The following is an 18771-nucleotide window of genomic DNA, read 5'->3' as shown; positions in this document are numbered from 1 at the left end:
AAACATAGGTCGTAACCGGATACTCAGGAGGCGCTGAAAGTATCCGGTTACGACCTATCATTCTGCGCCCACGTGTTTTGGTGGCTGGCAACTGGCACCCAGCAGTCGGCACCAGTAACGTCCGACATCAGCAGCTGGCCTTCAGCCCCGCTCCGCTTCGTCCGCCAGCCGCGCAAATGCCAGGTGGGCGAGCGCCGCGGCCTGATCGCCGAGCAGTCCGTCATCGAAGACCGCTCTGGGCGAGTGGTTCGTCTCCGCGTCCGGGTCGATGCCCTCGGGCGTCGCGCCGAGGAAGACGAACGTCCCCGGCACTCTCTCGAGTACAAAGGAGAAGTCCTCCGACCCCATCCGCGGATGCTCCATCTCGACGACCCGCTCGGACCCGAATGCCGAGACCAGCCGCTCGAGCACGACCGCCGACTCAGCGGGGTCGTTCACGGTCACGGGGAATCCCACCTGGAAGTCCACCTCGGCGGCGCAGCGATGCGCCCTGGCGATGTTCTCGGCGATCTCCGTCACCCGCTCCTGCAGCAGCGCCAAAGACTCGGCCGAAAGGAAGCGGATGGAGGCGGTGAGCTTCGCCGATTCCGGGATGACGTTGCTGGCATGCGCGGCTGCGAGCTGGGTGACCGAGACGACGACGGGATCGAAGATGTCGAAGGACCGGCCGGTCATCGTATTCAGGGCCAGCACCACCTCGGCGAGCGCCGGCACGGGGTCGCGAGTCGACTGCGGTTGGCTGCTGTGTCCGCCGGCGCCGTGGATGGTCAGGTTGAGATCGGCGAACCCGGCCATGAGCGGCCCGCCCTTCGTCGCGAAGCGACCGCGGAGACCGGCTTCGACGTGGATGCCGTAGGCCGCGACGACGGGGACACCGGCGGCCTCGAGCACGCCCTCGGCGATCATCGGCTCGGCCCCGCCCTCGACCTCCTCGGCGGGCTGGAACATGAAGATGATCGACCCGGGGAGCTCCGCTCGGTGCGCGGCGAGCAGGCGGGCGGCGCCGACGAGACCGGCCGTATGCAGGTCGTGCCCACAGGCGTGCATGTTCCCGTTCGTCGACGCGAAGTCCAGGCCGGTGTCTTCGACGACCGGCAGCGCATCCATATCCCCGCGTAGCAGCACCGCGGGTCCGGGCTTCCCACCCTTGAGGACGGCCACCACCGAGGTGAGTGATTCACCCGTGGTGACCTCGAGCCCCAGCCCGGCGAGCTCGTCGAGCACCGTGCGCTGTGTGAAGGGAAGGTCGAATCCCAGTTCGGGGTTCGCGTGCAGTTTCCGTCGCAGGGAAATGAGATCGCCGAGGTGGCTGTGCGCTTCTGCGCGGAAGTCGGGGGCGGTCATGAACTCTCCTCAGCAACGGGCCCAGGCCGGGCGGATCGATCCCAGCTCTCACACCGTATCGCCGTTCGTGCGCACGGCATCTTCGTAGGCGTCCAGAAGCCGGGTGAAGCTGCCCAGGAAGTCCTCGGCGTCGTCACCGAGCGCGTCGAGTCCCACCTGCAGCGCGGCACGTGACTTCTCGACATCACGCTCGAAGGCGGTGACGCCCTGCACGGTCGGAGAGATCCGCCGCGCCGCGCTTCCGGCCTCCCGCGAACGCTGCAGGAGACCCTCGTTGATGGCGGCGTTGATCTGACGGTTCACGGTGGACTGCTCGAGGCTGAGGTCCTCGGAGATCTCCTTGAGCGTGCGGGACCGCCCATCGGCGAACAACCAGAGGATCCGCAAGTCGGCTGTACCGAGATCCATCTGGTTCGTCTGCATTCGACGAATTCGTTCGAGCCTCGTGACGAGCACTCCCATCCTCCGCGCCGGGGGCAGGTCGGAGAATTCGACGAGGGCCTCGTCGCTGCCGCTCCTCCGCCTCGTTCGAATCTGCGGGATTGTTTCATCGCTCATAAGTATGTAGTCTACATACAAGCTAAATGTGTAGATTACACATTACTGTTTCTCGGAAAGTGAGCACCGGTTGGACGACCAGACTCAGGCACATCCTCAGACGCCCAGGCACCCCCATGCCGAAACCACACCGAAGACCGAGCCGAGGGTGGCCGCGGCTCCGATCCTGGCCATCATGGTGCTTGGGTTCTCGAGCCTGTGCGCCTCGCTCATGCAGTCCCTGGTCATTCCGATCCAACCGGAGCTGCCGCACCTGCTGAACACCTCGGCGGCGAACGCCTCCTGGGTCGTCACCGCCACCCTCCTGGCGGGAGGCGTGTCGATGCCGGTCTCCGGCCGCTTGGCCGACATCTACGGCCGCAAGCCGATCCTCATCGCCTCGGCGATGATCCTCATTGTCGGTTCCCTCATCTGCGCCCTGTTCTCGAGCATCGGCCCCGTCCTCATCGGCCGCGTCCTCCAGGGTGTGGCCATGGGCTACATCCCCGTCGCCATCAGCTTCGTCCGCGAGATCACCCCACCGCACATGCGCAATTCCGCCGTCGCCGGAATCAGCGCCACCCTCGGCGTCGGCGGCGCACTCGGACTGCCGCTCGCGGCATGGATCGCACAGGACTTCGACTGGCACATGCTCTTCTGGCTCTCCGCCGCCCTCGCCGTCCTCATGACCGTCTTCTCGGCCCTGGCCCTGCCCCATGTCGCACCCGTCGACCGTGCCGGATTCGACGCCCTCGGCGCGATCGGCCTCGCCCTGGGCATCGTCGGCATCCTCACCGGCGTCTCAAAGGGCAACGACTGGGGATGGACCGCACCGTCGACCCTGGTCACGATCCTCGGCGGCCTCATCGTCCTCATCGGCTGGGGCTTCTACGAGGTCCGCCACCCCCATCCGCTCGTCGATCTGCGCACCACCGTCAAACGCCCGATCCTGCTGACGAATATCGCCGCGCTGCTCATCGGCTTCGGTATGATGGCGCAGTCGATCGTCGTCCCGCAGCTGCTGCAGATGCCGACCGAGGTCGGCTACGGACTCGGGCAGACGATCCTGCAGGCCGGACTGTGGATGGCTCCGGGCGGACTGATGATGCTTGCGTTCACTCCGATCTCGAGCCGTCTGCTCACCACCCTCGGCGGTCGTGCGACCTTGGCCCTGGGTGCCTTCGTCATCTCTGCGGGTTACGTCTTCGCCGTCTTCTTCGACGGCGAACCCTGGCAGCTCATGGTCGCCACGTGCATCGCCTCGGCCGGAGTCGGCATCGGCTATGCGGCCATGCCCACGCTCATCCTCGAGAACTCCCCCGCCTCGGAAGCCGGCGCCGGAGTCGGCGTGAACTCGCTCATGCGCTCGATGGGCACGACCGTCGCCGGTGCCGTCATGGCCATCGTCCTCACCAGTCGGACGATCCCGATGGGTTCGGTCGCCATTCCCGCCGAAACGACCTTCCGCACCTGCTTCATCATCGGCGCCGGTGCCGCCCTGGCCGGGGCGCTGGTCGTCCTGTTCATCCGCCGCAACCACCCCCGCGCCGAGGTGGTCGAGACGTCCGAGCACGCCGAATCCCTCACCTGACGACTCCCGTCCCCCAACGGCATCGCGCCTTCGAACCGAGTTCCCAGACGTCGACGCGGCCCCTTTCGCCGGTCTCCGCCGGTGAGTAGTGTGGGCCCCCCACGTCACTCAACGAGGAGACCGACCGTGCGCATCATCATCACTCAGAACATCACCCTCGACGGTCGCGTCGAGATGCTCGACGACTGGTTCGACCCGCAGGCCCAGGACGAGGAACTCTCCGCCGAACTCATGCGGCAGTCCGCGAATGAGGATGTGCTGCTGCTCGGGCGGCGGACCTTCGAGGACTTCCGCGGCTACTGGCCCGACCAGACCGACGACACCACCGGGATCGCGGAGCATCTGAATCAGGTCGACAAACGCGTCGTGTCATCGACGTTGGCCGAACCGGGGTGGCAGAACACGCAGATCATCAGCTCCGATCCCATGCGGGCGGTCGCCGACCTGCGCGAGGAACCGGGCCGCGACGTCATCGTCACCGGCAGCATCACCCTCACCCACGAGCTCATCGCCGAGGGGCTGATCGATGAGTATCGGATGTTCACCTACCCGGTCTGGCAGGGCCGCGGTCGCGGCTATTTCCACGACGGAGCACACTCGGCCAGACCGCCCCGACTGCGGCTCATCGATTCGAAAGCCTTCCCCAGCGGCATCGTGTATTCGGCCTACGAACCGAGCGAGTGACGAGCATCCTCCAGGAACTCGTCTGTATTCGTCCCACTCTCGTCCCCGGCCAATCTTGTGAGCCTGCTAGCGTTTCTGTTCATGGAGAGAACCGAGCTTGTCGTCTATGACCTCGACGGCGTCATCACTCGCAAGGACACGTTCACCGCTCTCGTCATAGGTCGACTCGTCCGCTCCCCATCGCGTTTCCTCCGGGCGCTGCCGGCATGCCTGACTTTCTTGTCTGGGCGGAAGGCACAGGCTTCACGACGCATTGCCGAGATCGCATTGTCCGGCATGTCCGACGACGACTACAGCACGCTTGCCGAACGCTTGGGCCAAAAGTTCGGTGCGGATTCGAGATGGATGCGCAGTGACGCCGTCGAACGCGTTCGCCGCCAACACGCATACGGTTCACGGATCGTCATCGCCACTGCGACAGAGCATCGACTCGCTTCGGCATTGCTTGCAACCGCGGAAATCCCCTTCGACGAGCTTTCCGCGTCGCGACTCGAAGTCACCACAGCCGGACCCAAAGTTGCCGATCACAGGGTCGGAGCACGAAAAGCGGACGCCTTGCGCAGTCTGGGCATTCCTCTCGAACGTGTGGAATTTGTCACCGATTCGCTGACCGACCTACCCACTGCCCGAGCGGCCGCCCGAGTAGTGCTCATGGGAGCGTCAGCTCACACACGACGACGATTCGACAAACACGGTATCCGAGTATCGAGAACGTCCTGACCTGAATTGATCGATCGACCCTGCTGCCTGCACCGCCCAGCAGCTCGCCCTGCCGGTTCAGTTCTCTCGGAGGCTCAGTCCGCTTGGTTCGCCGCGAAGTCCTTCCCCCACTCATTCATCGCCATCACGATCGGCTCAAGGCTGCGCCCCAGGTCCGTCAGTGAGTACTCGACCCTCGGCGGCACTTCCGGGTAGGCGGTGCGCAACACCACAGCGTCCTCCTCGAGCTCCCGCAGCTGCCTAGTGAGGGTCTTCGTATTCGCCAACGGCACCAACCGACCGAGTTCATTGAATCGACGCGTCCCGTCAAGGAGATGCTTGACAATGGTGAGCTTCCACGTGCCGCCGACCGCCGAAACCGCGACCTCGACAGGGCAGACCTCCATCGCACGACGCACAGGCAACCGCATACACACCTCCACAGGGACATAAATGTCCGTACTAGACAGTCTTACGCTAAGCGGCAACCATGGAACCATGCAAGGAGACAACACCCCTCGGACAGTCCTCTGGCTCAGCGCGCATCCCGAACCCTGGTCACTCAACGGAAGCCTGCGCAGCGCGGGAATCACCCATCTGCGGGAGGCAGGCCATGCCGTCCTGACATCCGATCTCTACGCCATGGGCTGGGATCCGGTCCTGAATCGGAGCGACGGTGCTCATCTCGCGAGCACCGATCAACCGAGCGCTGAGGCGACCGACACCGATTCCGTCCGCGCCCCCGCCCGCTTCCGCGTCAGCGCCGACACCCGCACCGCCCAGGTCGACGGCACCCAACCGCACGAGATCACCTGCGAACAGGAGAAGCTTCAGCGCGCCGACGCTGTTGTGGTTCAGTTCCCCCTGTGGTGGTACGGGATGCCCGCGATCCTCAAAGGCTGGTTCGACCGTGTCTTTGTCAGCGGCTTCGCCTTCGGCACCGACTCGCCCACGGGTCGCCGCCTTCGCTTCGAACAGGGACCGTTCGCAGGCAAGCGGGCTCTCGTCGTCACCACCCTCGGCGATCGTCCTCTGGCCATCGGGCCCCGAGGCAAGTCCGGTGAACTCCGGGAACTCCTCTTCGGCCTCCTCCACGGCACCTTCGCCTACACCGGCATGAGCGTACTCGAGCCCTTCGCCGCCCCCAGCGCCGACCGGATCGACGACTTCGACGCAGTCCGCGACCGCCTCGTCGGACGCCTCGACGGACTCTTCACCGAACCCGTCATCCCCTACCGACCGCAATTCACCGGTGACTACACACCTGAATGGGAACTCGCACCCCGTGTCTGCCCCGACGAACACGGGGTTCGCATCCACACCGCCGGCTGACCGAACACATTCGCGCTCTCCGTGCAACCGCCACCGACTCCAGGAGGAAACCCGTGATGCCCAACTCCGACGACGCCCGTCCAGCCACCGAAGTCCAACCAGCCGACATTGCCCAAGCAGCCGACGCCGCCCTAAGTAGTGAAGCCATCCAGGGATTCGACTCACGCATTCCCGAAGCCGACCTCGACGATCTCCGTGCCCGACTGCAATCGGCCCGCCTGCCCGAACCCGAGACCGTCGCTCGACCAAGCCCCGACCCGCGACGGTGGGACCAAGGCATACCGCTGAACGACCTCATGGAGCTCGTCGACTACTGGCGAACGGTCTACTCGTGGCGGGACTTCGAAGACCGCCTGAACGACATGGGCCAATTCCGCACCACCATCGACGGCCTGGGCATCCACTTCCTCCACCGTCGCTCGTCCCGATCGAACGCGACCCCGCTGATCCTCACTCACGGATGGCCAGGCAGCATCGCCGAATACATCGACGTCGTCGACGAACTGGCCGAGCCGACAGATCCCGATGCACCGGCGTTCCACTGCGTCGTGCCCTCGCTGCCCGGTTTCGGGTTCAGCGACAGACCGAGTGTCACCGGCTGGTCCACGGATCGAATCGCCGAGGCGTGGGTGACACTCATGAGCAGGCTCGGCTACGACCGGTTCGCGGCTTTCGGCGGCGACTGGGGTGGGGTGATCACAACCATCCTCGGTGGGCGCTTCCCCGACCACCTGATCGGAATCCACACCACCTATGCGCCCGGAATCCCGGGAGCCTCACTGGAGGGCCTGACGGCAGACGAGCGTGCCTGGGCCCTCGACGCCGAAGACTTCTGGACGCATCGGGCCGCCTATGCCCACCAGCAGGCGACGCGACCGCAGACCATCGGCTACGCCCTCGTCGATTCACCCGTCGGCCAACTCGCGTGGATCCTCGACAAGTTCGCCGAGTGGACGGACACCGTAGACTCCCCGTTCGAGACGATATCCCGCGACCGCCTGCTCGACAACGTCTCCCTGTATTGGCTGATGCGCACAGGCGCCTCGTCGGCGCGGATCTACTTCGAAAGCCACAACTCTCTCGACCCCGACCTGCGCGTCGACGTTCCCACCGCGATCACTATGTACCCGTACGACATCGAAAAGTATCCGCGTGCCCTCTCAGAGCACCGGTACCGCTCCATTGTGCGCTGGAGAGCCGCGGATCGCGGCGGACACTTTCCCTCGCTCGAAATGCCCGATGAGTTCGTCGCCGATCTCAGAGCCGGACTCTCAGCGATCCTCGCTGCGGACCGCTGAAGCACCTGGAACCATGCATCTGCCTTCGAGCCAACGGTGGAGCGCCGAAACACCTGTGTGCACCGTGGTCTCGGCTCTCTGCCTGTGTCTCGAGCAGAACTGTGCCTCACGCGGTGCCGAACATGACCTTTCGGCCGTCGGGGTCCTCGACGGTGACGACGACATCGTCGACCGCGACGATCGGCACACCCGCATGGCGGATCCGCTCGAGGAACCCCGCCTGATCGGGGATCCGGAAATACAGGTGCGTGAGGTTCGACTCGGCCACCGGCGGGAACGCATAGTCGGCGAATGCTTCGGCGGAGTGGAAGGCGATCTGGACTCCCTCGGTCTCAACGAGGAAGTAGGTGTACTCATCACTGCCGGCCGTCGTCAGCGGCTGACCGGCGATGTCACGGTAGAAGGCGGCGGTCGCCTCGGCGTCGGCGCAGGTGAGGAACACCCCACGGAACGTCGACTCCATTTCGGCCCCCTTCATGGTCGATCTCCGGTCGCATCCGACCGGTAGCCGAAGTGTACCCGCCGAGGCGGACGCGGGGCAGTCCTCATCGCGGACCCGCCGGCTGGGTTGATGTGCCTCCCGAGACCCCGATGCAAACACCCTTGCCAAGCGACACACATACTCCACACATTCTTCGGGGAGTCGCCCCTGCTAGCCTGGCAGGCTGTATCCGAGAGCAGGAGTGATTGTGCGAACCAACCGGTGGTTGCTGGGCCTGGCCATGTCCGTCTCCGTGGTGGCGCTGGCCGCGTGCGGAAGTCAGGGCGACGACGCGAAACCGCAGGAGTCCTCGGCTGCCGCCGAGCAGTCCCCCGGCGCCGATTCCGGCGAGCAGGGCCAGCAGGGCAAGCCCAACACGAAGGACATCCCCAAGGTGGTCGCCGAGGTCAACGGCGAGAAGATCATGAAGGACGACTTCGTCCCTCTCTTCGAGACCCAGTACCAGCAGATGCAGATGCAGGCGCAGCAGTCGGGACAGCCCGTCGATGAGAAGGATCTGAAGAAGCAGACCGCCGAGAACCTCGTGAGCACCGAAGTGCTCGTCCAGGAAGCCGACAAGCGCAAGATCTCGGTGACGGACAAGGACATCGACAAGGGGCTCAAGGAGTCCGCCAAGTCCGGGCAGATGAGCGAGAAGGACTTCCTCAAAGCCATGAAGGACCAGGGCATGGACGAGAAGAAGGTCCGCTCGGAACTGAAGAATCAGCTGAAGATCGAGGGCCTCGTCGAGGACGAGTACGGCGAGTTCGAGGTCAGCGGCGAAGAGATCGGGCAGGCCTATGAACAGGCCAAGGCCCAGCAGGAGCAGATGGCGCAGCAGGGCGGGCAGCAGCAGGAGATGCCCTCGCTGGACGAGATGCGGCCTCAGCTCAAGGAACAGGTGAAGAGCCAGAAGACCGACGAGGCGACGCAGAAGTTCGCGAAGAAGCTGCGCAAGCAGGCCGACGTCACGCTCCACCTCTGAGACCACCCCGGCACGGAAGTCCCATCTGACGGGAAACTTCGGCGTTTTCCGGAGAAAACGCTGAGCATTCCTCGCAATCTGCTTGTGTGAGCTCTACCCTTTAGTGGAATATCGGGTCGGTTGATTCTTCACAGACCCCGCGTTCGTCCGCTCTCCGTTGTCGACGGCGAGACGAGTTCCACCAACAGAAGGACTTCCCGTGGCTTCCATTCTCACGCGTTCGGCGATCGTTGCGCCGAAGCACTTCAACCGGTGGCTGATCCCGCCGGCGGCCCTGGCCATCCACCTGTGCATCGGGCAGGTCTACGCATTCAGCGTGTTCAAGATCCCCTTCATGACGCACTTCGACGCCGGTGAGGTCTCGATCGGCTGGATCTTCTCGATCTCGATCCTCATGCTCGGCATCTCCTCGGCCGTCTTCGGTCCCTGGGTGGAGAAGAAGGGTCCGCGCGCATCGATGGTCGCGGCCGGAACCTGCTGGGTCGTCGGCTTCTTCATCGCCTCGCTGGGCATCGTGTCCGGACAGCTGTGGCTGGTCTACCTCGGCTACGGCGTCATCGGCGGCATCGGACTGGGCATCGGCTACATCTCGCCGGTGTCGACCCTGATGAAGTGGTTCCCGGACCGTCCGGGCCTGGCCACGGGTCTGGCGATCATGGGCTTCGGCGGCGGTGCGCTCATCGCCAGCCCGATGTCGAACCAGCTCATGGCCTTCTACGGCGGCGGTGTCGAACCCGAGAATCTCGTCGCCGGCCTCACCCCGACGTTCATCACCCTCGGCATCGTCTACGCCGTCGTCATCGCCGCCGGCGCATTCGTCATCCGCGTCCCCCACCCGGAGTGGACGCCGAAGGGCTTCGACCCCTCGACGGTCGCGGCGAAGCCGATGCAGACCGAGGGCAATGTCGCTGTCCGCAACGCCATCCGCACTCCGCAGTTCTGGCTGCTGTGGGTCGCCCTCTTCCTCAACGTCACCGCGGGCATCGGCATCCTCGAGAACGCCGCCCCGATGATCCAGGCCTACTTCGGCATCACCGCCGCCGCGGCCGCGGGCTTCGTCGGTCTGCTCTCGATCGGCAATATGGGCGGTCGCTTCATCTGGTCGACGACCTCGGACTACCTGGGTCGGAAGAACAACTACATGCTCTACCTCGGCGGTGGAGCGGTGCTCTACCTGCTCGTCGCGTTCTTCGGCGGCGGATCGATCATCCTCTTCGTGCTCGCCACGCTCATCATCATCTCCTTCTACGGCGGCGGCTTCTCCACGGTGCCCGCCTACCTCAAGGACCTCTTCGGCGTGTACCAGGTCGGGGCCATCCACGGTGCGCTGCTCACCGCCTGGTCGGCCGCCGGAGTGGCCGGTCCGCTCATCGTCAACTCCGTCGTCGAGGCCGGCGAGGCGGCCGGCAAGTCCGGCCCCGAGCTCTACACCCCGGGCATGTTCATCATGGTCGGCGCCCTGATCATCGGCTTCATCGCCAACGCGCTGATCCGCCCGGTCAGCGAGAAGCACTTCGAACGCGAAGAGGACGTCGCCGCCAGGCAGGCCGCCGCCCTCGAAGAGAACTGAGGAAGAGCAACGATCATGACTGACTCCACCCCCATCGCCCACGTCCCCGACTCCGGTTCGCCGCAGTCACCCGTCGGCGGCGCCTACAAGACCGTCGGCACGGCCCTGACCGTCGTCGTGGCCGGCGGCCTCGTCTGGGGCCTGTCCCTGACCGCGATCAAGGCAGTGGCGATCTTCACCGGCTGACCCCTCGCCGAGGCGGCCCTGCGCAGCCGCGAGAATCCATCGAAAACCCCTTGCCGACCATTAACTTAAGTGCTTAACTTACTTCATGGATCTCGCTCATGAACTTCACGACCTGGTCCGCACACTCGATCGGTGGGCGGAGCAGATGCTCCGTCCCGAGGGGCTGACCTACAACCAGTACGTCGCTCTCGTCATCCTCGGCCAGCACCCGGGCATCACGGGACGGACACTGTCGAAGTCTCTCGGCGTCACCGAGGCCGCCGGGTCCGGGATCGTCACAGCGCTGCTGACCGACGGCCTCATCACCGACGGTGCGGCTCCGGGGTCCGGCAATCGACGGGAACTGCGACTCACCTCGGCGGGCGAGGACAAGCACGCGCACTGCGCACGCCTGCTCGGACACTCCCTCGACGACAATGCCCGAGCGATCGGCATCGACCCGAGCTCACTGGCCTCCACGATCCGCGCACTCCACGACGAGGTCCGCACCATCCGCTCCGACAACCCCAAGGACCGCTCATGACCCTCATCCTCGCTGCACTCGCGGCCGTCTGCGGACTGGTCCGCCTCGTTCTCTTCCTCGCCCTCCACCTCGTGCGGAGCGAGTATTCGTTCATCAGCCATGCCGTCAGCGACTATGCCGTCGGCAGCACGAGGCGCCTGAGCAGCGCGATGACCTGGGTGACGGTGCCGTTCTGGGGCCTGCTGGCCGCGGCCGTCGCCATCGGCATACCGGAATGGCCCGATTCGACGCTCGTGAGCATCGCCCTTGCCGTCCTCGCGCTCATCTTCGCCTTCCTGCCCTTCGTCCCCACCGACCTGGAAGGTGAGAAGCTGAGCACGACCGGCCGCCTGCACTACCTGATGGCCATCGCCTGGTTCGCCATCAGCTACGCCTGCATGGGCAACTTCGTCAGGCTCTTCACCGCCGAGGGGCCAGCACCCTTGGCGCAGACCCTGCACGCGATCTCCTGGATCGCGCTCGTGTCGCTGGTCATCAGCGTCGTCGCGCTCATCATCAGGCCCCTTCGTGCGAAGGCCTTCGGCATCGCAGAACGTGTCTTCATCCTCTCCGTCAGCCTCTTCTACATCGGCACGGCCCTCGGCATCATCGTCATCGCCGCCTGAGCGGGTCTCACCCCTCTCAGCACTCGACTGGCAAAGTCGAAGCTTCGCTCCAGCTGCGCCACAGCCTGGCCACAGCCTCCGGGTACTGAATGGGAGTCATCGGACACTCACACTCAGCACAGAAAGGCAGAGCCATGAACGAGTCGAAGCGCACGGGGTCAGCACACGCACGGACCGGCGCTGGGCACACGGGTGAGAATACATCCGGCACCGAGACGGCGGCGACAGCCGTCACCCGCTCCCGCCCGCACAGGCATCGATTCGCTCTGGCAGTGACAGGAGCGGCCGCGGCTCTGGCGCTGAGCATCGGGTCTGCCGCGGGCCTGTCGGCCTCCGCCGCGGGACACGCCCGAACGGTCGCGGCCGGGACCACCCAATCAGTCATCCCCTTCACCGGTCAGCCCACCGACCCCAGCCAGGGCGGCGACGGTTCGACGCAGCAGGACGCCGCACCGGCGAGCGCGGAAGAGTCCTCCGGTGTCGTCCTCATCGACATCCAGCTCGGCTACGAGAAGGCCGAAGCGGCCGGCACCGGCATCGTGCTGAGCAAGGACGGTCTCATCCTCACGAACAATCACGTCATCGCGGACTCGACCAAGATCGCGGTCACCGTGGCCACGACGGGCAAAACCTACGAAGCCAGCGTCGTCGGTTCCGACTCGGCTCATGACGTCGCCGTGCTCAGACTCAAGGACGCCACCGACCTCACACCGGCCGCCGTCGACGACGAGACCGTCCATGTCGGCGACGACATCACCGCCGTCGGCAACTCCGAGGGCGGCGGGCAGCTCCAGGCAGCCGATGGAACGGTCACCGACCTCGGCGCTTCGGTCACCACGACCGCTCAGGGCACCGAGGATTCGGAGACCCTGGACGGCATGATCCAAGTCCAAGCCGATATCGTCTCCGGCGATTCGGGCGGAGCCCTGCTCGATGATGAGGGCGAGGTCGTGGGCATGAACACCGCAGCCTCCTCCGGCACCCCGGTGGTCACCGGCTACGCCATCCCGATCGATTCCGCACTGACGACCGCCGAGTCGATCATCGCCGGTCAGCAGACGAGCACGAACACGCTCGGCTATCCGGCCTTCCTCGGTATCGGCGTCGGCCGGACCGAACGGTCGGACCAGCAGGACCGATCCGGACAGCCAGCACAGTCCGGCCAGCCCGGGCAGGGCATGCAGTCCGGGCAGACCGGGCAGGGCACGCAGTCCGGCCAGCCCGGGCAGGGCACGCAGTCCGGGCAGACCGGAACCGATGCGGTCGCAGGCGCCGTCGTCGCCGGGGTCTATGAGGACACCCCCGCCGCGAAGGCCGGACTGACCGCCGGTGACACGATCACCGCGATCGATTCGACGCAGATCAGCGACGGCACCGCGGCCTCGAGTGCGATCGCCGAGCACAAACCCGGCGACAGAGTGTCCCTGACCTGGACGGACACCACCGGTCAGAGCCATACCACCGAGGTGACCCTGACCGAAGGTCCCGCGTCCTGACACCAAGCCGGCCACGCTTCGGCCTCTGCCTGCAGTTCGACCGCAGGCAGAGGCCCGGCCCGTGTGCCCGCGATTGCCGTCCCACCCCGGCCGGGACGTAAGATCGGTCCATGCCCGGACACGAAGACAGCCCACCCCCGGAGCGACCGCACCGCCCCGGCCAAGCCGCTCGTGCCCGCGATACCGCTGCCCAGCGCACGCGGAACAGCCGCTCCCGCCTCGACTGGCCGACGATCCTGCGCAACATCGCCCTCGGCCTCGCGCTGCTGGCCGGAGTGTGGGCGGTCTTCAATGTCCGCCTGCCCTCCATCGACGTACTCCAGGAAGACATCCTCGCCGCCGGCTTCTGGGGCTTCGGTGTCTTCATCCTCATCTACATGGCCGTCGCCGCCACCCCGATCCCCGTGACGATCATGGCCACCGCCGGCGGCCTGATCTTCGGTCTGCCCTTCGGTACCCTGCTGTCGATGATCGGGGTCGTCGCCGGCTGCTGGATCGGATACTGGATCGCCAGGGCACTGGGCCGGGAGACGGTCATGCGGCTGCTCGGCTCCCACGCCGAGGCCGTCGAGTCCCGCCTCACCGGCGGTGGGTTCTACGCCGTGTGCGCACTGCGGCTCATGCCCGGCTTCCCCTATTGGCCGGTCAACTACGGCAGCGGGGCGCTGGGCATCGACAACCGCACGTTCCTCACCGCCACCGTCGTCTCCTCCCTGCCCGGCCAGCTCTCACTCGTGGCGGTCGGCGCCTTCATCGGCGAGCCGAATCTCATCAACGCCGTCGCCGTCGGCGTCTCCTGGGTGCTTGTCATCATCCTGACGATCATCACGATGCGTCGGTGGAAGTCCGCCCGCCACGACGATTCGCCTGAGCAGAGCAGCGATCATTGACTTCGCCCCGGTGATCGGCGCACGCTGAGACGGTGCAGCATCGCCCCTCCCCGGACATCCGGTGAGCCATCCTCCCTCCCGACGTGGGCTACGCGACGCCGCGCAGAGAGGACGACGCGATGACCGCCACCTACACCTGGGATCTCTTCACCACCGTCGACGGCTTCGGCTCTTTCACACCGGAGGGCGATTGGGGCGGCTACTGGGGCAAGCAGGGACCGGAGTTCCTCGCCCGCCGTGCCGCCCAGTACGGTCAGGAGCAGCGGCTGGTCATCGGGGCACGCACCTTCTGCATGTTCGAGAAGTTCCTCGCCCACCTCACCCCCGCATCCGAGGCGGAGGACCCGATCAACACCCGGATGAAGCACCTGCCCACGACCGTCATCTCCACGAGCCTGAGCCCGGGCGTCGACTGGCCCGATGCGACGGTCGAGACCGGCGCCCCCGCCGAGGTGGTCGCCCGGTTGAAGCGGGAATCGACGATCCCCCTACGCTCCCATGGCAGTCCCACACTCAACCGCGCACTCCTGGCCGCCGGTCTCATCGACCGCATCCAGGTGACGATGTTCCCCGTGATCAGCGGCCGCACCGGGGCCGTGCCGATGTTCGCGGGCGCACCCGATCTCGACCTCGAGCTGCTCGAGACGGTGACGCTGGACGACGGCATCGCCGAAGTGAATTACCGGCCAACGCTCCACGACGGCCGGCACAGCTGAGACCTCATTCGAAGTTCGGAGCCCGACGTTCCTGGAAGGCCCGGAACCCCTCGACGTAGTCCGGCGTCTGCCGGGCCGACTCCTGGAGGACGGCCTCCTCGGCGAGCAGATCGGCCATGCTCGGACGTTCGTCGGCGATCTTCTGCACGAACCCCTTCTCCATGGCGAAGGCCTCAGCCGGACCGGACACGATCTTCTCGAGCTTCGCTTCGACGAATTCGCTCAGGTCCGCGGCTGGGACCGCGCGGGAGACGATCCCGGCGACGGCCGCCTCGGCGCCGGTCATGAAGTCACCGGTGACGATGAGGTCCATGGTCCGGTGGTAGCCGACCCGATCGAGGAACACGTGATGGGCACCGGAATCGAGCATCGCACCGATCGCGGCGAACGGGGACCCGAACTTCGCGTCATCGGCGGCGAAGATGATGTCCGCGGCCGCCGCGACACCGAAGCCCAGCCCGAGAGCGGCCCCTTGGACCTGGGCGATGACGGGGATCGGCAGCGCCCTGATCGCCTGGAAGACGGGGGCGAAGGACTCGGCGAGGAACGCGTGTGCGTCATCGGTCTCGGCGTCGACGCCGCTGATATCGCGACCGGAGCAGAAGACCTTGCCCTCCCCGCGGATGAGGAGCACGCGCACACTGGGCACCGCCTCGGCGACCTTGGCCACGGCTGCCGCAAGGTCGCGGAGGTTGTCCGCATCGAGAGCGTTGCGGGAGGCGGGCCCGTCGAGGATGATCTCGGCGATGCGGCCGCGGTTCTTCAGCTGGATCTCGGTCATGGATGCTCCTTTGCGTGTCCTAACAGTGGTGCCGGCGCCCGTGGCGGGACTCCGGAGTGCGCCCGTGAGCGCGGGGTGTCACCAGGCGTAGAAGCCCTGCCCGGATTTCCGGCCGAGTTCGCCGGCCGCGACCTTGTCCTTCAGGATCTGCGGAGGGGCGAAACGCTCACCGACCTCGGCGGCGAGGTGTTCGGCGATGCCCAGGCGCACATCGAGTCCGACGATGTCCGTGGTCTTCAGCGGCCCGGCCGGATGCCGGTAGCCCAGCGTCATGGCACGGTCGATGTCCGCAGCCTCGGCGACGCCTTCTTCGACCATCCGCATCGCTTCGAGGGCGAGAGATACGCCGAGGCGGGAGGACGCGAATCCGGGCGAGTCCTTGACCGTGATCGCCGTCTTCGACAGTCCCGCGACCCATCCCTTGGCGACTTCGACGAGGCCGGGGTCGGTGTGGGTGCCGACGACGACCTCGACGAGTTCGGAGACGGGAACCGGGTTGAAGAAGTGGAGGCCGATGAGCGCCTGGGGGCGCGGCAGGGCGGCGGCGAGTTCGTCGATGGACAGCGCCGAGGTGTTCGTGCCGATGCTTGCCGCGGGTGCGTGCTTCGCGATGGCCGCGAGGATCTCCTGTTTGAGTTCGAGGACCTCGGGTACGGCTTCGACGACGAGGAGCGCTTGGTCGAGCATGGTCGGGTCGCGGACGACCTCGACGGTGCCTGGGACGTCGATGCCCTTGGACTTCGACTTCTCGACCGAGGCCTCGATGCGTTCCCGTGCGGCGGCGACGGTGTCTTCGGTGTTCTCGATGACGATGACCCGGGCGCCGGCGGTGGCGAAGGCGTGGGCGATGCCCGCTCCCATCCGGCCGCCGCCGTAGACTCCGACGGCTTCGGGCACGCGCGCGGCAGGGGTGCCGGCGGCCGCAGCATCTGCGGCCGGGGTGTCGGGGGTGGACTCGCTCATTCGCTCTCGCCTTCCTGCTGTGTCTGCGCACCGGTCTCGGCCTGGGCGGCCCGTTCGGCGGCCTTCTTCGCCCTCTTCGCCTCGCGCTTGGACAGGAACGCATCCATGCGGGCGAACTTCTCTTGCGATTCGAACAGCACGGCCTGGGCCAGATTATCAATGAGCGGGTGGGCTTCACGAGGAGCGTGGAAGGCGGATTTGCTCAACCGGACTGCCAAGGGCGCGAAGCTTGCGATCCGATCGGCCAGCGCCTGGCCGGCGAGTTCGAGATCCTCGGGGTCGACGACGTCGTTGAGAAGTCCGATCGCCTTGGCCTCATCGGCCTGGAGGGTGCGACCGGCGAGCAGGATCTCCTTGGCCCGGGGTTCGCCGACGAGTTCGCGCAGACGCCAGGCGGCTCCGGCGGCGGCGAGGATGCCGAGCCCGGTCTCCGGGTTGCCGATCTTCGTCGACGGTGTCCCGATGCGGAAGTCTGCGGCGAAGGCGAGTTCGGCACCGCCGCCGAGGGCGAATCCCTCGACGAGGGCGATGACCGGCATCGGCAGCTGTTGGATGCGGGAGAAGATCTTCGAGTTGATCCCGGCCAGGGCGTCGTCACGGCGGCGGTTGCGCAGCTGGGCGATATCGGCGCCGGCGGCGAAGACCCCGGAGGTGCCGGTGAGGATCGCGACCTTCGGTTCGGCTTCGAGCTCGGCGCACACGGAGTGGAGGGCGTCGACCATCGCCTGATCGATGGCATTGCGCACCTGAGGCCGGTTGAGCCGGATGACCGTGCGGTCGGGAAGGCGCTCGACGAGCAGCGGGGAGGCCGCTGCGTTCGTGCCGGCGCCCGAACCATTCGCTGCGTCGCCACCCGTACTCATGCGCGCTCCAGCAGCAGGGCCGAACCCTGGCCGACGCCCACGCACATCGTCGCCAGCCCCTTCTTCGCCCCGGCCTGTTCGAGCCGGTTGAGCAGGGTCACGGTGATGCGGGCTCCCGAGCAGCCGAGCGGGTGGCCGAGCGCGATCGCTCCGCCGAAGCCGTTGACGGTGGCCGGGTCGAGTCCGAGATCTCCCATGCACGCCAGCGACTGCGAGGCGAAGGCCTCATTGAGTTCGACGGCTTCGAGTTCGCCGACCCTCCATCCGGTGCGTTCGAGCACCTTCCGGGTTGCCGGTACGGGACCGACGCCCATGATCTCCGGGGACACTCCGGCATTCGCACCGGCGACGACGCGGGCGCGCGGGTTGAGGCCGTGCCTGTTCGCATAGTCCTCGCTGACGAGCACGACCACGGCGGCACCGTCGTTGAGCGAGGAGGAGTTGCCGGCGGTGATGAGCCCGCCTGGGCCGTGGATGGGCCGCAACCTGCCGAGCTTGTCCACGGTCGTATCCGCACGCGGTCCCTCATCGGCGGTGACCTCGCCGATGGGCAGGATCTCCGGATCGAAGCTGCCTGCGGCGGCAGCGGCCAGCGCCTTCTGGTGCGAGTCAAAGGCGAATTCGTCGAGGGCCTCGCGGGTCAGCTTCCACTTCTCGGCGACGCGCTCGGCCGTCTGCGGCATCGACAGGGTCGTGTCCTCACCGAAGGCGGGGTTCGTGAACCGCCATCCGATCGAGGTGTCCCAGGTCCGGCCGGGCTTCGACCAGGCGCGGCTCGGCTTCTCGCTCACCCAGGGGGCACGGGTCATCGATTCGACGCCCCCGGCCACGACCACCTCGGCGTCTCCGGCGGCGATCATCGCACGAGCGGTAGTGATCGCGGTCATTCCCGAAGCGCACAGGCGATTGACGGTGAAGCCGGGCACGGACTCGGGCAGGCCGGCCAGGAGCACGGCCATGCGGGAGATGTTCCGGTTGTCCTCACCGGCCTGATTCGCCGAGCCGAGGATGACCTCGTCGACGTCGGCCGGGTCGATTCCCGTCCGGTCGATGACGGTCCTCATCGTCGTGGCGACCAGGTCGTCGGGGCGCTGATCGGCCAGGACACCTCCGTAGCGGCCGATGGGGGTGCGCAGTCCGTCCAGAATGAATGCCTCAGGCATGGGTCTCCTCGTTGACAGGGGTGACGATCAGGTGGGTGACGGTCGAGTCCGGGGTGGGCGCGGG

At 66.4% G+C, this 18771-nt stretch carries 21 protein-coding genes; 13 read left to right on the top strand and 8 right to left on the bottom strand.

Translation table 11 applies throughout. The annotated features are described in order from the left end of the window. Positions 1-141 precede the first annotated feature (141 nt). Entirely contained in the window at positions 142-1344 is a 1203-nt protein-coding gene (locus ACPUD7_RS03955; protein WP_135537551.1) for a M20 metallopeptidase family protein, read from the bottom strand. Between the two features lie 48 nt (positions 1345-1392). After that, positions 1393-1902, bottom strand: coding sequence for a MarR family winged helix-turn-helix transcriptional regulator (locus ACPUD7_RS03950; protein WP_205683280.1), 510 nt, complete (start codon positions 1900-1902; stop codon positions 1393-1395). 70 nt (positions 1903-1972) lie between these two features. On the opposite strand from ACPUD7_RS03950, the gene ACPUD7_RS03945 reads away from it, so the two are divergent. From ACPUD7_RS03945 to ACPUD7_RS03935, 3 genes are all read left to right on the top strand, one after another. Next, the gene (locus ACPUD7_RS03945) at positions 1973-3472 is read left to right on the top strand and encodes an MFS transporter (protein WP_425119193.1); all 1500 of its coding nucleotides are present in this window, start codon (positions 1973-1975) and stop codon (positions 3470-3472) included. Between the two features lie 126 nt (positions 3473-3598). After that, entirely contained in the window at positions 3599-4156 is a 558-nt protein-coding gene (locus tag ACPUD7_RS03940) for a dihydrofolate reductase family protein (protein WP_425119192.1), read from the top strand. Between the two features lie 81 nt (positions 4157-4237). Then, positions 4238-4876 (top strand): haloacid dehalogenase-like hydrolase, encoded by a 639-nt coding sequence (locus tag ACPUD7_RS03935; RefSeq protein WP_135537553.1) that lies wholly within the window; start codon positions 4238-4240, stop codon positions 4874-4876. Between the two features lie 74 nt (positions 4877-4950). Here the strand turns inward: ACPUD7_RS03935 and ACPUD7_RS03930 are convergent, their stop codons facing one another. Further along, complete coding sequence (locus tag ACPUD7_RS03930; RefSeq protein WP_205683282.1) at positions 4951-5286, bottom strand: winged helix-turn-helix transcriptional regulator; 336 nt, start codon at positions 5284-5286, stop codon at positions 4951-4953. 67 nt (positions 5287-5353) lie between these two features. Between ACPUD7_RS03930 and ACPUD7_RS03925 the strand changes: the two genes are divergently transcribed. Both ACPUD7_RS03925 and ACPUD7_RS03920 read left to right on the top strand, forming a co-directional pair. Further along, on the top strand, positions 5354-6187 hold the full coding sequence (locus tag ACPUD7_RS03925) for an NAD(P)H-dependent oxidoreductase (protein ID WP_135537554.1): 834 nt from the start codon (positions 5354-5356) through the stop codon (positions 6185-6187). A gap of 56 nt (positions 6188-6243) precedes the next feature. Next, positions 6244-7485: an epoxide hydrolase family protein gene (locus ACPUD7_RS03920; RefSeq protein ID WP_135537555.1), complete on the top strand. Its 1242-nt coding sequence runs from the start codon at positions 6244-6246 to the stop codon at positions 7483-7485. 106 nt (positions 7486-7591) lie between these two features. Here the strand turns inward: ACPUD7_RS03920 and ACPUD7_RS03915 are convergent, their stop codons facing one another. Continuing rightward, positions 7592-7963: a VOC family protein gene (locus tag ACPUD7_RS03915; RefSeq protein WP_425119191.1), complete on the bottom strand. Its 372-nt coding sequence runs from the start codon at positions 7961-7963 to the stop codon at positions 7592-7594. A gap of 211 nt (positions 7964-8174) precedes the next feature. Here ACPUD7_RS03915 and ACPUD7_RS03910 point away from each other — a divergent pair, with 211 nt between their 5' ends. The 8 genes from ACPUD7_RS03910 (at position 8175) to ACPUD7_RS03875 (ending at position 14937) form a co-directional block, all read left to right on the top strand. After that, positions 8175-8951: a SurA N-terminal domain-containing protein gene (locus ACPUD7_RS03910; protein ID WP_240689554.1), complete on the top strand. Its 777-nt coding sequence runs from the start codon at positions 8175-8177 to the stop codon at positions 8949-8951. 199 nt (positions 8952-9150) lie between these two features. Next, positions 9151-10521 carry an L-lactate MFS transporter gene (locus ACPUD7_RS03905; protein ID WP_135537557.1) on the top strand — a complete coding sequence of 457 codons (1371 nt, stop codon included), beginning with the start codon at positions 9151-9153 and terminating at the stop codon, positions 10519-10521. Positions 10522-10536: 15 nt separating this feature from the next. Beyond that, entirely contained in the window at positions 10537-10707 is a 171-nt protein-coding gene (locus ACPUD7_RS03900) for a hypothetical protein (protein WP_167854326.1), read from the top strand. An 85-nt stretch (positions 10708-10792) separates the two neighbouring features. Beyond that, positions 10793-11230, top strand: a complete 438-nt coding sequence (locus ACPUD7_RS03895; RefSeq protein WP_425119190.1) for a MarR family winged helix-turn-helix transcriptional regulator — start codon at positions 10793-10795, stop codon at positions 11228-11230. Beyond that, positions 11227-11835: a DUF998 domain-containing protein gene (locus ACPUD7_RS03890; protein WP_425119189.1), complete on the top strand. Its 609-nt coding sequence runs from the start codon at positions 11227-11229 to the stop codon at positions 11833-11835. Before ACPUD7_RS03895 ends, ACPUD7_RS03890 begins: the two co-directional genes overlap by 4 nt. Positions 11836-11969: 134 nt before the next feature. Further along, positions 11970-13331 (top strand): S1C family serine protease, encoded by a 1362-nt coding sequence (locus ACPUD7_RS03885; protein WP_425119188.1) that lies wholly within the window; start codon positions 11970-11972, stop codon positions 13329-13331. Positions 13332-13441: 110 nt separating this feature from the next. After that, positions 13442-14221 carry a TVP38/TMEM64 family protein gene (locus ACPUD7_RS03880; RefSeq protein ID WP_425119186.1) on the top strand — a complete coding sequence of 260 codons (780 nt, stop codon included), beginning with the start codon at positions 13442-13444 and terminating at the stop codon, positions 14219-14221. Positions 14222-14340: 119 nt separating this feature from the next. Continuing rightward, positions 14341-14937 (top strand): dihydrofolate reductase family protein, encoded by a 597-nt coding sequence (locus ACPUD7_RS03875; protein WP_135537562.1) that lies wholly within the window; start codon positions 14341-14343, stop codon positions 14935-14937. Positions 14938-14941: 4 nt separating this feature from the next. On the opposite strand, the gene ACPUD7_RS03870 is transcribed toward ACPUD7_RS03875, so the two are convergent. The 4 genes from ACPUD7_RS03870 to ACPUD7_RS03855 all read right to left on the bottom strand — a co-directional run bounded on the left by ACPUD7_RS03870 (position 14942) and on the right by ACPUD7_RS03855 (position 18707). Continuing rightward, on the bottom strand, positions 14942-15718 hold the full coding sequence (locus ACPUD7_RS03870; RefSeq protein ID WP_135537563.1) for an enoyl-CoA hydratase/isomerase family protein: 777 nt from the start codon (positions 15716-15718) through the stop codon (positions 14942-14944). A gap of 78 nt (positions 15719-15796) precedes the next feature. Further along, a complete protein-coding gene (locus ACPUD7_RS03865) occupies positions 15797-16681 on the bottom strand; it encodes a 3-hydroxyacyl-CoA dehydrogenase family protein (protein ID WP_425119185.1) in 885 nt (294 codons plus the stop codon). Beyond that, entirely contained in the window at positions 16678-17544 is an 867-nt protein-coding gene (locus ACPUD7_RS03860; protein ID WP_425119184.1) for an enoyl-CoA hydratase/isomerase family protein, read from the bottom strand. The genes ACPUD7_RS03865 and ACPUD7_RS03860 overlap by 4 nt, the downstream gene beginning before the upstream one ends. After that, positions 17541-18707, bottom strand: coding sequence for a thiolase family protein (locus ACPUD7_RS03855; RefSeq protein ID WP_425119183.1), 1167 nt, complete (start codon positions 18705-18707; stop codon positions 17541-17543). Before ACPUD7_RS03855 ends, ACPUD7_RS03860 begins: the two co-directional genes overlap by 4 nt. Positions 18708-18771 lie beyond the last annotated feature (64 nt).

The organism is Brevibacterium sp. FAM 24630, assembly GCF_049804075.1.
Taxonomy (GTDB): domain Bacteria; phylum Actinomycetota; class Actinomycetes; order Actinomycetales; family Brevibacteriaceae; genus Brevibacterium.
The sequence above is the reverse complement of the archived record's forward strand: the minus strand, read 5'-3'. Positions and strand labels throughout refer to the sequence as shown.